Source organism: Cupriavidus nantongensis, from assembly GCF_001598055.1.
GTDB classification, from domain to species: domain Bacteria; phylum Pseudomonadota; class Gammaproteobacteria; order Burkholderiales; family Burkholderiaceae; genus Cupriavidus; species Cupriavidus nantongensis.
This window is the reverse complement of the sequence record NZ_CP014844.1, coordinates 714,905-730,282: the sequence shown is the minus strand read 5'-3', so window position 1 is coordinate 730,282 and position 15,378 is coordinate 714,905. Positions and strand designations below refer to the sequence as shown.

General features: G+C 68.7%; 12 protein-coding genes. 8 read left to right on the top strand and 4 right to left on the bottom strand.

Translation table 11 applies throughout. The annotated features are described in order from the left end of the window. Positions 1–5: 5 nt before the first annotated feature. Both A2G96_RS03315 and A2G96_RS03310 read right to left on the bottom strand, forming a co-directional pair. Entirely contained in the window at positions 6–3,980 is a 3,975-nt protein-coding gene (locus A2G96_RS03315) for a DUF3683 domain-containing protein (protein WP_062796742.1), read from the bottom strand. A gap of 181 nt (positions 3,981–4,161) precedes the next feature. Beyond that, positions 4,162–4,740, bottom strand: coding sequence for a YqaA family protein (locus A2G96_RS03310; protein ID WP_062796740.1), 579 nt, complete (start codon positions 4,738–4,740; stop codon positions 4,162–4,164). 320 nt (positions 4,741–5,060) lie between these two features. Here A2G96_RS03310 and A2G96_RS03305 point away from each other — a divergent pair, with 320 nt between their 5' ends. From A2G96_RS03305 to A2G96_RS03270, 8 genes are all read left to right on the top strand, one after another. Beyond that, positions 5,061–5,570: a (2Fe-2S)-binding protein gene (locus A2G96_RS03305; protein ID WP_062796738.1), complete on the top strand. Its 510-nt coding sequence runs from the start codon at positions 5,061–5,063 to the stop codon at positions 5,568–5,570. A gap of 12 nt (positions 5,571–5,582) precedes the next feature. Then, entirely contained in the window at positions 5,583–7,964 is a 2,382-nt protein-coding gene (locus A2G96_RS03300; RefSeq protein WP_062796736.1) for a xanthine dehydrogenase family protein molybdopterin-binding subunit, read from the top strand. Between the two features lie 25 nt (positions 7,965–7,989). Then, positions 7,990–8,790 (top strand): FAD binding domain-containing protein, encoded by an 801-nt coding sequence (locus A2G96_RS03295; protein ID WP_062796734.1) that lies wholly within the window; start codon positions 7,990–7,992, stop codon positions 8,788–8,790. A 188-nt stretch (positions 8,791–8,978) separates the two neighbouring features. Beyond that, positions 8,979–9,875, top strand: a complete 897-nt coding sequence (locus tag A2G96_RS03290; RefSeq protein ID WP_062796732.1) for an AAA family ATPase — start codon at positions 8,979–8,981, stop codon at positions 9,873–9,875. A 9-nt stretch (positions 9,876–9,884) separates the two neighbouring features. Then, a complete protein-coding gene (locus A2G96_RS03285; protein ID WP_062796730.1) occupies positions 9,885–11,144 on the top strand; it encodes a vWA domain-containing protein in 1,260 nt (419 codons plus the stop codon). Beyond that, complete coding sequence (locus A2G96_RS03280) at positions 11,135–11,701, top strand: CoxG family protein (RefSeq protein WP_062796728.1); 567 nt, start codon at positions 11,135–11,137, stop codon at positions 11,699–11,701. Before A2G96_RS03285 ends, A2G96_RS03280 begins: the two co-directional genes overlap by 10 nt. Next, entirely contained in the window at positions 11,674–12,711 is a 1,038-nt protein-coding gene (locus tag A2G96_RS03275; RefSeq protein ID WP_062796726.1) for an XdhC family protein, read from the top strand. The genes A2G96_RS03280 and A2G96_RS03275 overlap by 28 nt, the downstream gene beginning before the upstream one ends. 18 nt (positions 12,712–12,729) lie before the next feature. Next, the gene (locus A2G96_RS03270) at positions 12,730–13,335 is read left to right on the top strand and encodes a nucleotidyltransferase family protein (RefSeq protein ID WP_062796724.1); all 606 of its coding nucleotides are present in this window, start codon (positions 12,730–12,732) and stop codon (positions 13,333–13,335) included. Positions 13,336–13,561: 226 nt separating this feature from the next. On the opposite strand, the gene A2G96_RS03265 is transcribed toward A2G96_RS03270, so the two are convergent. Next, positions 13,562–13,915 (bottom strand): 4a-hydroxytetrahydrobiopterin dehydratase, encoded by a 354-nt coding sequence (locus A2G96_RS03265; protein ID WP_062796722.1) that lies wholly within the window; start codon positions 13,913–13,915, stop codon positions 13,562–13,564. Positions 13,916–13,946: 31 nt separating this feature from the next. Further along, positions 13,947–15,338: an alpha,alpha-trehalose-phosphate synthase (UDP-forming) gene (gene otsA, locus A2G96_RS03260; RefSeq protein ID WP_018008747.1), complete on the bottom strand. Its 1,392-nt coding sequence runs from the start codon at positions 15,336–15,338 to the stop codon at positions 13,947–13,949. Positions 15,339–15,378: the final 40 nt, after the last annotated feature.

Below are 15,378 nucleotides of genomic sequence, written 5' to 3'. Positions count from 1 at the left end.
AGCTTTTACACCAGCACCCGCTCGATCCCGCCCGCATTGGCCTTCGCCACATACTCCGGCATCCAGTTCTCGCCCAGCAGGTGCTTGGCCATCTCGATCACGATGTAGTCCGCCTGCACCGACGCGTCTTCCTTGTAGCGCGACAGGCCCTGCAGGCACGACGGGCAGCTGGTCAGGATCTTGACGTCGCCGGTGAAGCCGTCGGCGCGCAGCTTGTCGGCGCCTTTGGTCATCTCTTCTTCCTTGCGGAAGCGGACCTGGGTCGAGACGTCCGGGCGGGTTACCGCCAGCGTGCCGGACTCGCCGCAGCAGCGCTCGTTCTTCTCGATCTTGCCCAGGCCGGCGTTGCCGCCCATCAGGTCGTTGACCAGCTTGGTCGGATCCACCGTCTTGATCGGCGTGTGGCAGGGGTCGTGGTACATGTAGCGCGTACCGGTCACGCCTTCCAGCTTGACGCCCTTCTCGAGCAGGTACTCGTGGATGTCGATGATGCGGCAGCCCGGGAAGATCTTGTCGAATTCATAGCCGGCGAGCTGGTCGTAGCAGGTGCCGCAGCTGACCACCACGGTCTTGATGTCGAGGTAGTTCAGCGTGTTGGCGACGCGGTGGAACAGCACGCGGTTATCGGTGACGATCTTCTCGGCCTTGTCGTACTGGCCGTTGCCGCGCTGCGGATAGCCGCAGCACAGGTAGCCCGGCGGCAGCACGGTCTGCACGCCGACGTGCCACAGCATCGCCTGCGTCGCCAGCCCCACCTGCGAGAACAGCCGCTCCGAGCCGCAGCCCGGGAAGTAGAACACCGCTTCCGTTTCCGGCGTGGTCGCCTTGGGGTCGCGGATGATCGGCACGATCTCGTTGTCTTCGATGTCGAGCAGCGCGCGCGCGGTCTTCTTGGGCAGGTTGCCCGGCATCTTCTTGTTGATGAAGTGGATCACCTGCTCGCGCACCGGCGGCTTGCCCACGGTCGCGGGCGGATGCGCGGTCTGCTTCTTCGCGATCTTCTTCAGTACGTCGTTGCCCAGGCGCTGCGCCTTGTAGCCCCAGTCGATCATGACCTTGCGGGTCAGGTTGATGGTCTCGGGACTGGTGGCGTTGAGGAAGAACATCGACGCCGCGGTGCCGGGGTTGAACTTCTTCTGCCCCATCTTGCGCAGCAGGTTGCGCATGTTCATCGACACGTCGCCGAAGTCGATCTTGACCGGGCACGGCGTCACGCACTTGTGGCACACGGTGCAGTGGTCGGCCACGTCGGAGAACTCGTCCCAGTGCTTGACCGAGATGCCGCGGCGGGTCTGCTCTTCGTACAGGAAGGCCTCGACCAGCAGCGAAGTCGCCAGGATCTTGTTGCGCGGGCTGTACAGCAGGTTGGCGCGCGGCACGTGGGTGGCGCACACCGGCTTGCACTTGCCGCAGCGCAGGCAGTCCTTGACGCTCTCGGCAATGGCGCCGATGTCGCTCTGCTGCATGATGATCGACTCGTGCCCCATCAGCCCGAACGACGGCGTGTAGGCATTGCGCAGGTCGGCGCCGGGCAGCAGCTTGCCCTTGTTGAAGCGGCCCTGCGGATCGACCTTCTGCTTGTAGGCGCGGAAGTCGCCGATCTCGGCCTCGGTCAGGAACTCCAGCTTGGTGATGCCGATGCCGTGCTCGCCCGAGATCACGCCGTCGAGCGAACGCGCCAGGTCCATGATGCGGGCCACCGCGCGGTGCGCGTCCTGCAGCATGTCGTAGTCGTCCGAATTGACCGGGATGTTGGTGTGCACGTTGCCGTCGCCGGCATGCATGTGCAGCGCGACGAAGACGCGGCCGCGCAGCACCTGCTTGTGGATCTTCTGGGCTTCGTCGAGGATCGGCTTGAACTCGCCGCCGTTGAAGATCTTGCGCAGCTCGGCGCGGATCTCGGTCTTCCACGAGACGCGGATGGTGCGGTCCTGCAGCAGGTGGAACACGGTCGCGTCCGGCTGCTGCTGCAGCCGCGCCTCGAACTCCTGCCCCAGCAGGCCCAGCCCGTGCCCGATCAGCGAGGCCCTGGCCTGCGCCAGCGGCGTATCGAGATGGCCTTGCAGGTAGCGCCAGCGCGCGCGGATCTCGCGCAGCAGCGTCAGCGCGTGCTGCACGCGGTCTTCCAGCAGTTCGGCGCTGGGGATCTCGTTGGCGTCGTCGCTGCGGCCCAGCGGCAGGTTGCCGCGCGCGAAGAACGCTTCGAGCGTGTCGACCAGCTGCAGCTTGCTCTTGATCGACAGCTCGATATTGATGCGCTCGATGCCGTCGGTGTACTCGCCCATGCGGTTCAGCGGGATCACCACGTCTTCGTTGATCTTGAAGGCGTTGGTGTGCTTCGCAATCGCGGCGGTGCGCGAGCGGTCCAGCCAGAACTTCTTGCGCGCCTCGGGGCTGACGGCGATAAAGCCTTCGCCGCTCTTGCCGTTGGCCATGCGGATCACTTCCGAGGTGGCGCGCGCGACGGCGTCTTCATCGTCGCCGACGATATCGCCGATCAGCACCATCTTCGGGAAGGCGTTGCGCTTGCTCTTGGTGGCGTAGCCGACCGCGCGCAGGTAGCGCTCGTCCAGGTGCTCGAGGCCGGCCAGGATGGCGCCGCCGGGCTTTTTGGTCTCGGCGTCGAGGTAGTCCTTGATCTCGACGATGCTGGGGATGGCGTCGCGCGCCTGGCCGAAGAACTCCAGGCACACGGTGCGGATGTGCTTGGGCATGCGATGCAGGATCCAGCGCGCGCTGGTGATGATGCCGTCGCAGCCTTCCTTCTGCACGCCGGGCAGGCCGGCCAGGAACTTGTCGGTGACGTCCTTGCCCAGGCCTTCCTTGCGGAACTTGCGGCCCTCGATCGCCAGGGTCTCGGTGCGCAGCACCTTCTCGCCCGGGGCGCGGTTGCCGTCCGACCACTTCAGCTCGAAGGTGGCCACCGGCACGTCGTGGATCTTGCCCAGGTTGTGGTCCAGCCGGGTGATTTCCAGCCAGTTGCCTTCCGGGTCCACCATGCGCCACCACGCCAGGTTGTCGAGCGCGGTGCCCCACAGCACGGCCTTCTTGCCGCCGGCGTTCATGGCGACATTGCCGCCGATGCACGAGGCGTCGATCGAGGTCGGGTCGACCGCGAACACCAGGCCGGCCCGGTCGGCCGCGTCGGCGACGCGGCGCGTCACCACGCCGGCGCCGGAGAAGATGGTCGCGACCTTGTGCGACACGCCCGGCAGGTCGGTCTGCTCGACCGGCCCGAGCTGCTCCAGCTTCTCGGTATTGATCACCGCGCTCATCGGCGTCAGCGGCACGGCGCCGCCGGTGTAGCCGGTGCCGCCCCCGCGCGGGATGATGGTCAGACCCAGCTCGAAGCAGCCCTTGACCAGGCCGGCGATCTCTTCCTCGGTATCGGGCGTCAGCACCACGAACGGGTATTCGACGCGCCAGTCGGTGGCGTCGGTCACGTGCGACACGCGCGACAGCCCGTCGAACTTGATGTTGTCCTTCTGCGTGACGCGGCCCAGCACGCGCTGCGCGCGCTTGCGCAGGTCGTAGGCGGCGGCGAATTCGTTCTTGAAGTCCTCGATCGCCTGCTTGGCGAACGCGACCAGCTGCTCGACGCGGTGCGAACGGTCCTCGGCGGCGGGCTCGGCGTGCTCGGCACGGTCGGCAGCGCGGCGCTTCTCGATCTCGTTCAGGCGGTGGTGCAGCGCGCTCACCAGCATCTGGCGGCGCTTGGGATTTTCGAGCAGGTCGTCCTGCAGGTAGGGGTTGCGGCGCACCACCCAGATATCGCCCAGCACCTCGTACAGCATGCGGGCCGAGCGGCCGGTGCGGCGCTCGCCGCGTAGCTCGTCCAGGATGCGCCAGGCTTCCTCGCCGAGCAGCCGGATGACAATCTCGCGGTCCGAGAAGGACGTGTAGTTATAGGGGATTTCACGCAGGCGCGGCGGGGCGTCCTGCGCGGCGAGCTTGGCGTCGAGCACGAGTGGGGCGTTCATGGGGGGACCGCTTCCTGCTGCGCACGGGGACAGTGCGCGAATCGTTCAGTAAAGGGCGATTGTACTGCAAGCCCTGCTTTCGCCGCACCGCAACATGACGGAATCCTTGTCGGAACAAGGGATTAGCGCCTGTCCGGGGCGCCGGATGCACCCCGCAAAACGGCCCCGGCGCCCTCCTGACTCAGAACCAGGCCTTCACCGTGTGCGCAATGTTCTGCCAGAAAGTGTCCGGAATCCACATCAGCGCGGCGGTCATGACCAGGTAGCGCAGGAACTTGCCGACCGCCATCCATGCCAGGCTGGGCCAGAACGACAGCCGCAGCCAGCCCGCCAGGGTGCACAATGGATCACCCACGCCGGGCAGCCACGACAGCAGCAGCGTGGGCGGGCCCAGCCGGCGCATCCAGCGGAAGTAACGGACATCGAGCTTGGGCTTGGGCGGCTTGCGCGCGTGCGCGCGGTGCTCCAGGTGCTCGGCCTCGTGCTCCCGCGCACGGCGCCGCTTGTGGTAGCGCACCAGCGCCAGCTTGGCGGCGTAGCCCAGCCACCAGTCGATCGCACCGCCGACGGTGTTGCCGGCGGTGGCCACCAGGATCGCCGGCCAGAACATCTGCGGATTGAGCTTGACGTAGCCGAACACGGCGGGCTCGGAGCCGAGCGGCAGCAAGGTCGCCGACACCAGGCTGACCACGAAGATCGCGGGCAGGCCTACCTTGGGCAAGGCAATGGTTTCGAACAGCCAGTCGAAGAAGGCTTCCATGTAAGGGGACAGGGCCGGTGGCGCGGCTCATTCTAGCGGCCCGTGCCCCAAACGGGGCGCGGGCAAACCACATGGCACCTGTGCGGGATTTGTGATTAACTGTTAGAGCCTGTCGCGGCCAAACGTTCGCTGGCCGTGCCGATGCGCCCGCCGCAAGGTTCGCTGGCGCACCAACAGCAGTTGCAGCGGCAGCACCAATATCACGAATTAGCCGTCCTATAGCCGTCTTAAGCGGCAGTACCGCGTCGTGGCCAGTCCCGCGCAGTTTCTTTGGGGATCTCGGTATTGGTCATGCGCGTCCACCCCACATGGAGACAAGCATGGCGATTCCGATCCGCCTGACGGTCAACGGCAAGCCCGTTGACGCGCAGGTAGAACCCAACACCCTCCTGGTCCAGTTCCTGCGCGAACAGCTGCGCCTGACCGGCACCCACGTCGGCTGCGACACCGCGCAGTGCGGCGCCTGCACCGTCCACCTGGACGGCCGCGCGGTCAAGTCGTGCAACCTGCTGGCGCTGCAGGCGGACGGCGCCACCGTGACCACCATCGAAGGGCTCGCCGGGACCAGCGCCGCAGACAAGGCCGGCAACGGCCTGCACCCGATGCAGGAAGCCTTCCGCGAATGCCACGGCCTGCAATGCGGCTTCTGCACGCCCGGCATGGTGATGAGCGCCACCGCACTGGTCCAGGAACATCCCGGCGCCGACGCCGCCACCATCCGCAAGCACCTGGAGGGCAACCTGTGCCGCTGCACCGGCTACCACAATATCGTGCGCGCGGTGCAGCAGGGCCAGGCGGCCATGCAGGGCACGGCCGCGAGCGCTGAATAAAGGGGAGACGCCATGAACGCACCCGACAACCAGCGCCTGGTGGGCGCCTCCGTCAAGCGCAAGGAAGACTATCGCTACCTGACCGGCAACGGCCAGTACACCGACGACATCGTGCTGCCGCAGCAGAGCTACGGTTACTTCCTGCGCTCGCCGCACGCGCACGCGCGCATCCGCGCCATCGACAAGAGCGCGGCAGAGGCCGCGCCCGGCGTGATCGCCGTGCTGACCGGCGCCGAGCTTGCCGCCGACAAGGTCGGCGGCCTGCCCTGCGGCTGGCTGATCCACAGCATCGACGGCACGCCGATGAAAGAGCCGCCGCACCCGGTGATCGCCCACGACAAGGTGCGCCACGTCGGCGACCAGGTGGCGCTGGTGATCGCCGAAACCCTGCAGCAGGCGCGCGACGCCGCCGAGCAGATCGACGTCGACTACGAAGAGCTGCCGGCCGTGGTCGGCGCAGCCGAGGCCGCATCGGCGTCGACGCTGGTGCATGACGAGGTGCCGGCCAACACCTGCTACACCTGGGGCCACGGCGACAAGGCCGCCACCGACGCCGCCTTCGCCAAGGCCGCGCACGTGACCACGCTGGAGATTGTCAACAACCGGCTGATCCCGAATGCGATCGAGCCGCGCGCGGTAAACGCCAGCTATGCGCGCCAGGACGACAGCTACACCGTCTACGTCGCCAGCCAGAACCCGCATGTCGAGCGCCTGCTGATGGGCGCGTTCGTGCTGGGGCTGCCGGAATCGCGGCTGCGCATCATCGCGCCCGACGTCGGCGGCGGTTTCGGCTCCAAGATCTTCCTGTACCCGGAGGACGTGGCGCTGACGTGGGCCTCGAAGAAGGTGGGGCGGCCGGTCAAGTGGACTGCGGACCGCAGCGAATCCTTCCTGACCGACGCGCATGGCCGTGACCATGTCACCAGGGCCGAGCTGGCGCTCGACGCCGACGGCAAGTTCCTGGCGATGCGGGTACATACCGTCGCCAATATGGGCGCCTACCTGTCGACCTTCGCCAGCAGCGTGCCGACCATCCTCTATGCGACGCTGCTGGCCGGCCAGTACGCCACCCCGGCGATCTATGCGGAGGTCAAGGCGGTGTTCACCAACACCGCGCCGGTCGATGCCTACCGCGGCGCGGGCCGGCCCGAAGCGACCTTCGTGGTCGAACGCCTGGTCGAGACCGCCGCGCGCGAGCTGAACCTCGATCCGGCCGAGCTGCGCCGCAAGAACTTTATCCGCCAGTTCCCGTACGCGACTCCGGTGGGCCTGACCTACGACACCGGCGACTACGAGCCGTGCCTGGCGCGCGCGCAGGAACTGGCCGACGTCAAGGGCTTCCCGGCGCGGCGCGACGAGGCGAAGCAGCGCGGCAAGCTGCGCGGCCTCGGTTATTCCTGCTATATCGAAGCCTGCGGGCTGGCGCCTTCCAATATCGCCGGCGCGCTCGGCGCGCGCGCCGGCCTGTTCGAGGTGGGCGAGATCCGCGTGCACCCGACCGGCACGGTGACGGTCTTCACCGGCTCGCACAGCCATGGCCAGGGGCACGAGACCACCTTCGCGCAGGTGGTGGCGGACCGCCTCGGGCTGCAGCTCGACCAGGTCGAGATCGTGCACGGCGACACCGGGCGCGTGCCGTTCGGCATGGGTACCTACGGCTCGCGCTCGCTGGCGGTGGGTGGCTCGGCCATCGTCAAGGCGCTCGACAAGATCGAGGCCAAGGCCAAGAAGATCGCCGCACACCTGCTGGAGGCGTCGGACAGCGACATCGAGTTCAGCAACGGCGTGTTCCGCGTGGCCGGCACCGACCGCACCAAGACCTTTGGCGAGGTCGCGCTGAGCGCCTACGTGCCGCACAACTACCCTCTCGACAAGCTCGAGCCGGGCCTGAACGAAAACGCGTTCTACGACCCGACCAACTTCACCTACCCGTCCGGCGCCTATGTGTGCGAGGTGGAGGTCGACCCCGACACCGGCGCGTCGCAGGTGGTCAAGTTCACCGCGGTCGACGACTTCGGCAACATCATCAACCCGATGATCGTCGAAGGTCAGGTGCATGGCGGCATCGGCCAGGGCTTGGGCCAGGCCATGCTGGAGCAATGCGTCTACGACAACGACAGCGGCCAGCTGCTGACCGGCTCGTACATGGACTACGCCATGCCGCGCGCCGGCGACCTGCCCGACTTCACCGTCGAGACCGCCAGCGGCACGCCGTGCACGCACAACCCGCTGGGCGTGAAGGGCTGCGGCGAGGCCGGCGCGATCGGCTCGCCGCCGGCGTTCATCAACGCGCTGGTCGATGCGCTGTCGCCGCTGGGCGTGAAGGACGTGCAGATGCCCGCCACGCCGCATCGCGTGTGGCAGGCGATCCAGGCCGCGCAGCCTCAGCCTTGATCCACCATCCGCAAAGGAAACCGACATGTACGCATTCAACTTTGAACGCGCCGCGGATGCCAAGGCGGCGGTCGAAAAACTCAAGGCCGATCCCGACGCCAAGTTCCTCGGCGGCGGCCAGAGCCTGCTGGCGGCGATGAAGCTGCGGCTGGCATCGCCATCGACGCTGGTCGACGTGGCGCGCATCCCCGGCATGGCCGAGATCCGCGTCGAAGGCAACGAGATCGTCATCGGCGCCGCCGCGCGCCATGCCGACGTCGAAGCCAACGCCGAGGTGCGCCAGCGCATCCCGGCGCTGGCGACGCTGGCCGGCGGCATCGGCGACCGGCAGGTGCGCGCGATGGGCACCATCGGCGGCGCGCTGGCCAATGACGATCCCGCTGCAGACTACCCGGCCGGCGTGCTGGGACTGGGCGCGACCGTGGTCACCGACCGCCGCAGCATCGCGGCCGACGACTTCTTCAAGGGCCTCTACGAGACCGCGCTGGAAGCCGACGAGCTGATCACCGCGGTACGCTTCCCGATCCCGGACCAGGCCGCCTACGCCAAGTTTGCCAACCCGGCGTCGCGCTTCGCGCTGGTGGGCGTGCTGGTGGCGCGCACCGGCAACACGGTGCGCGTCGCGGTCACGGGCGCGGCGGACAGCGTGTTCCGTTGCCAGCCGCTGGAGCAGGCGCTGTCGGCCAACTTCACCGCGCAGGCGGCGCGCGGGGCGAAGGTCGATGCGGCACGGCTGAACAGCGACCTGCATGGGTCGGCGGAGTACCGGGCGCATCTGATTCCGGTGCTGGCGGCGAGGGCGGTGGAGGCGGCGCTGAAGGGTTAGTGCTTGTCCATTGCTGCATGTTGTCTCCCCTCTCCCGCGCGCGGGAGAGGGGTTGGGGGAGAGGGCCGGCGCTTGCTGCATGCGTGATCGCTGGCGAACCTCCTGCCCTCTCCCCCGCCCCTCTCCCGCAAGCGGGCGAGGGGAGCAAACCGCAGGCGCGCCAGGCGCGTCGGCAAACAAGAACGTCCATGCTCCCCACCTCCATCGACGACACCCTCGCCCAGCTCGCCCGCCAGCAGTACTTCGCCGACCGCGAAACCGCCACGGTGCTCTACCTAGCGCTGCGCATGCAGCGCCCGTTGTTCCTCGAGGGCGAGCCGGGCGTCGGCAAGACCGCGCTGGCGCAGGCGATGGCGGGCGTGCTCGGCACGCGGCTGCTGCGGTTGCAATGCTACGAAGGCCTCGATGCCGCCAGCGCGCTCTACGAATGGGACTATCCACGCCAGATCATGGCGCTGCGACTGGCAGAGGCGCGCGGCGAGCGGCCCGAAGCGCAATCGCTGTACCACGACGACTACCTGCTCAAGCGCCCGCTGCTCGAGGCGCTGCTGCCCGATCCCGCCGCGCCCGACGTGCCGCGCGTGCTGCTGATCGACGAGATCGACCGCGCCGACGAACCGTTCGAGGCCTTCCTGCTGGAGATCCTGTCCGAATTCCAGGTGTCGATCCCGGAGATCGGCGTGATCCGCGCCGAGCGCCCGCCGCTGATCGTGATCACCTCCAACCGCACGCGCGAGGTCCATGACGCGCTCAAGCGCCGCTGCCTGTACCAGTGGGTCGGCTATCCGGAGCGCGAGCGCGAACTGCAGATCGTCGCGGCGCGCGCGCCCGAGGCGGCCGCCGCACTGCAGGAGCAGGCGATCGATTTCGTGCACCGGCTGCGCGGCATCGACCTGTTCAAGGCGCCCGGCATCGCCGAGGCGATCGACTGGTGCCGTGCGCTGGCCGCGCTGGGCACCACCGAGCTCGATCCGCAGTCCGTGCGCGATACGCTGGGCGTGCTGCTCAAATACCAGGACGACCTGGCGCGCGTCGACGGCCCCACCGTGGCGGAATTGCTGGCGGGCGCCACGCCGGGAGGCTGAGCCGTGCCGATGCTGCACGCCGGCGCGCGCAGCGGCGGTCCGCAGGCCGGACTGCCGGTGCTGGCGCGCAACGTTACCCACTTCATGCGGCTGCTGCGCGATGGCGGCTTTGCGCTGTCGCCGGCGCACGCGGTCGATGCGCTGGCCGCGCTGCGGCTGGTCGATATCGGCCAGCGCGACGAGGTGCGCGCCGCGCTGGCGGCGCTGGTGCTGTCCGGCCCCGACCAGCGCCCGCTGTTCGACGCCGCCTTCGACCTGTTCTGGCGCGATCCCGACTGGGAAGGCAAGCTGCGTGCGCTGCTGCTGCCGCGCGTCGACGCGGGCGCGCCGCCGCCCAAGCGCAGCAACCGGCTGGCAGATGCGCTGGCCGCGCGCCAGCCCGACATGCCGTCGCGCCCGGCACAGACCGAAGCCGAGCGCATCCACGTGCCGCTGACCTTTTCCGACCAGGAGCGCCTGGCGCAGCGCGATTTCGAGACCCTGACCGCGCAGGAATGGCGCGCGCTGCAGCACCTGGTGCGCACCCGCCGCGCCCATCTGGCGCTGCAGCGCACGCGCCGGCTGCGCGCCGCCGCCTGCGGCACCCACGCCGACCTGCGCGCGAGCGCGCGCCTGGCGGTGCGCCAGCACGGCGAGTGGCTGCGCTGGAAATTCCGCAGGCATGCCGAGCGCAAGCCGCCGCTGGTGCTGCTGCTCGATATCTCCGGCTCGATGAGCCAGTACTCGCGCGCGGTGCTGTACTTTTGCCACGCGCTGATGCAGTCGCGCGAGCGGCTGGCGGTGTTCCTGTTCGGCACCCGGCTGACCAACATCACCCGCTCGCTGCGCGAACGCGACCCGGACGAGGCCGTCGCCGTCATCACCGGCCAGCTGCGCGACTGGGCCGGCGGCACCCGCATCGGCGCCGCGCTGGCGAGCTTCAACCGCCACTGGGCGCGGCGCACGCTGTCCGGGCGCGCCACCGTGCTGCTGGTCACCGACGGCCTCGACCACGAGCAGATCGAACTGCTGGGCGAAGAGATGGCGCGGCTGCGCCGCTTTGCCCACCGCATCGTCTGGCTCAATCCGCTGCTGCGCTACCCCGGCTTCACGCCGCAGGCGCGTGGCGTGCAGGCCATCCTGCCGCACGTCGACGCGCTGCGCCCGGCCCATAACCTGGACAGCCTGCTGGCGCTCGAGACACTGCTGTCCGACCACGGCGGCCCGGCCCGGGCCGCCAGATCCGCCACTCCCGCCACGCCCCACAAGGAAGCCCCGCCATGGAAATGAACCAGAGCCAGCGCCTACCGGTCCCGCAGCAGGTGGCATGGGAAGCGCTCAACGACACCGAGCTGCTCAAGCAATGCATCCCCGGATGTGAGAGTATCGAGCCCGACGGCGACCACGCCTACCTGCTGGCCATGACGGCCGCGGTGGGCCCGGTCAAGGCGCGCTTCAAGGGCCGCATGGCGCTGGAAGACATCCAGGCGCCCGACAGCTACACCATCCGTTTCGACGGCCAGGGTGGCGCGGCGGGCTTCGGCAAGGGCAGCGCCCGGGTCCGGCTGGAACCAGACGGCGATGAAACTGTCCTGACCTATACCGTCAACGCCCAGGTGGGGGGCAAGATCGCCCAGATCGGCTCGCGGCTGGTGGACGCCGCGGCACGCAAGATGGCTGACACCTTCTTTGCGCGCTTCACCGAGGCCGTCACCCCTGACGCCACAGACAGCACGCCAGCGGCCGAGGGCGCCCCCGCCGCAGCCGCCGGCGATCACTCCGATAACGAACCGACAGAACAAGCGAAGCGGAAACGATCATGGACAGCGTGGATCTCGAAGTCCTGAAGAACAGCGTGCAATGGCAGCAGCAAGGCCATCGCGTGCTGCTGGTGACGGTGGTACGGACCTGGGGCTCGTCGCCCCGGCCCGAGGGCGCGATGCTGGCGGTGCGCGACGACGGCCTGGTGGTGGGCTCGGTCTCGGGCGGCTGCATCGAGGACGACATCATCGACCGCGTGCGCCGGCAAGGCATCATCTCGGACCGCCCGGAAGCGATCAAGTACGGCATCAGCGCCGAGGAGGCGCACCGCTTTGGCCTGCCGTGCGGCGGCACCATCGAGCTGGTCGCCGAGCCGCTCAAGCCGGCCAGCGGCATTGCCGAACTGCTCGACGCCGTGGAAAACGGACGCCTGGTCGCGCGCACGCTGGACATGGCCACGGGCGTGGCCACGCTGGGCCCGGCCAATGCCACCGACGGGCTGGCGTTCGACGGCAAGACCCTGCTGACTATCCACGGCCCGCGCTACCGCATGCTGGTGATCGGTGCCGGGCAGTTGTCCAAATACCTGTGCCAGATCGCCGTCGGCCTGGGCTTCCAGGTCACCGTGTGCGACCCGCGCGAGGAATACACCGAGACCTGGGACATCCCCGGCGTCACCATGGTGCGCACCATGCCGGACGACACCGTCACCGACATGAAGCTGGACGAGCGCTGCGCGGTGATCGCGCTGACGCACGACCCCAAGCTGGACGACCTGGCGCTGATGGAGGCGCTGCGCACGCGCGCCTTCTATGTGGGCGCGCTGGGTTCGCGCCGCAACAACCAGGCGCGCCGCGAACGGCTCAAGGAATTCGACCTGACCGAGCTGCAGCTGGCACGGCTGCACGGCCCGGTGGGGATCTATATCGGCAGCCGCACGCCGCCGGAGATCGCGATCTCGATCCTGGCCGAGGTGATTGCGGCCAAGAACCACGTGTCGCTGCCCGACATCCTGCAGGTGGAAGGCGCCAAGGCCGCGCGCGAAATGGCTGCCAGCACCGGCAGCAGCTGCGACGTGGCGCCCGATCCTGCCTGACGACCCGCGAGTGCCGCCATGACCGCCGCCCCCAACGCTCCCCTGCTCCGCACCGACCTGCCCACCGGCATCCTGCTGGCGGCGGGCTTCGGCCGCCGCTTCGATGCCGCCGGCCAGCGCAACAAGCTGCTCGAGCTGCTGCCGGGCGGGCGCTCCGTCGCCTGGCGCAGCGCCCGCACGCTGGCCGCGGCGCTGCCGGAATCGATCGCCGTGATCCGCCCCGGCAACCCGGCGCTGGCGCAAGAACTGCGCCGCGGCGGCTGCCGCGTGCTGGAAGCGCCCGAGGCCCAGGCCGGCATGGGCGCGGCGCTGCGCGCCGCCGTGGCGGCAACGCCGGAAGCGCGCGGCTGGGTGGTGGCGCTGGCCGACATGCCGTGGCTGCCGATGGAGCTGATCCGCGCGGTGGCGCTGACCATCACCACGCCCGACACCATCGCCGCACCGTGGCGCAACGGACAACGCGGCCATCCGGTGGGCTTTGGCGCGGCCTGGCGCGACGCGCTGCTGGCGCTGGACGGCGACGAAGGCGCGCGCGCGCTGCTGAAGGACAAGCCGGTGACGCGGATCCTGACGGAGGACGAGGGCGCGTTCCGGGATATCGATACGCCGGGGGATTTGCGCTGAGCCGCGCGTATATGGCTGTTGCGCTTCGCTGTTCCGCAGGTGTGCTCCCCTCTCCCGCAAGCGGGAGAGGGGCCGGGGGAGAGGGCCGGCGCTGGCAATAGCGACGGCCTTCGCTTCGTTGATGCTCCCGCCCTCTCCCTAACCCTCTCCCGCAAGCGGGAGAGGGGACCGGCTTGCGGTGGTTCAAGCGCTAACGCCGCGCGCCGTCGTGCAAACAGCGTTGGCCTCAGCCGCCTTGCTGCCCCTCCGCCATCTCGCTCGTCTTCACCGCCATGATGAAATCATTGCGGTGCAAGCCCTTGATCTTCTTGGTGCGCCACGACACCGTCGCATGCCCCCAGCCAAAACTGATCTCGGGATGATGCCCCTGCGCCTCGGCCAGCTGGCCGACGCCGGTCACGAAGGCCAGCGCCTGCGCGAAATTGCCGAAGGTGAAACGCCGCTCGAGCCGCGTCGCGCCATCGGCCAGTTCCCAGCCAGGCGCCTGCTGCAGCAGGGCCTCGGCCTCGGCGGGCGTCAGCGGCGGCACGCCGCCGCGGCAAGGCGTGCACGATTGCGCTGCCAGGTTTTCTTCGCTCATGGTCTTGCTCCCCGACCGCAGCGCGTCGTCGCTATGCGCCTTCGGTCTCGGTCAATGCGCGCAGGTACTCACGGCTCCACCAGTGCACATCCTGCGCGCGGATGCGCTCCAGCAGTTTCTGGTGGCGCTGCTGGCGCTCGGCCAGCGGCATGTGCAACGCCTGCTGGATCGCCTGCGCGGTGGCGCGCGTGTCGTAGGGATTGACCAGCAACGCCTCGCGCAGCTGCTCGGCCGCACCGGCAAAGCGCGACAGCACCAGCACGCCCGGATCCTCCGGGTCCTGCGCGGCGATGAATTCCTTGGCCACCAGGTTCATGCCGTCGCGCAGCGGCGTCACCAGCGCCACGCGGCTGGCGCGGCACAGCCCGGGCAGCCGCTTGCGCGCGGTGGTGCGATGGATATAGCGCACCGGCATCCAGTCGAGCTCGCCGAATTCGCCGTTGATCGAGCCGCTCAGCTGCTCCATCTCGCGGCGCAGGTCGACGTAGGCGTCGACAGATTCGCGCGAGGGCGCGGCGATCTGCACCAGCGTCGCGCTCGAGCGGTTCTCGGGGTACTCGGCCAGCAGCCGGTAGAACGCCTTGAGCCGCTGCGGCAGGCCCTTGGAATAGTCGAGCCGGTCGATGCCCAGCAGCAGCCGGCGGCGCGCATATTGCGCGCACATCATTTCGTAGGTTTCCTGCGCTTCCTCGCCGCGGCCCAGTTCCATGAACTCGTCGACGTCGATGCCGATCGGGAACGCCTGCGCCCGCACCGTGCGGTGGAAGGCGCGGTAGCGGTGCTCGCCCATCGGCTCGGCCTGCGCTTCGGCCTGCACGTAGCGCGAGAAATGCTCGACATCGGCATGGCTCTGGAAACCGAGCAGGTCGTAGGCAAAGAGCGCGCGCATCAGCCACTCGTGCTGCGGGATCGCCGCCAGGATCAGCGGCGGTGGCAGCGGCACGTGCAGGAAGAAGCCGATCTTCTGCCCGCAGCCGATCGCGCGCAGCTCGGACGCCAGCGGGATCAGGTGGTAGTCGTGGATCCAGATGATGTCGTCAGGCTGCAGCAGCGGCGCCAGCTTGCGCGCGAACAGCTGGTTCACGCGCCGGTAGCCGTTGAGGAAGTTGGAATCGAAATCGGCCAGGTCGAGCCGGTAGTGGAACACCGGCCACAGCACGCCGTTGCTGTAGCCCAGGTAGTAGGCGTCGTGGTCCTCGCGGCTCAGGTCGACGGTCGCCAGCGTGACATTGCCGGCCTGCTGCAGATGCAGGTCGCCTTCGCCGGGCGTGCCACCCTGGGCGGTTTCCAGCGCCTTGCCGCTCCAGCCGAACCACAGCCCGCCGGTCTGCCGCAGGGCCTCGGACAGCGCGACGGCCAGGCCGCCCGCGGCGACGTTGCGTGGATCTGCGACCCGGTTGGATACCGCTACAAGTCTTGGCATAGATGTTTTTCTTCAGTTCCTTGTTTTTGGTGCCTGCACC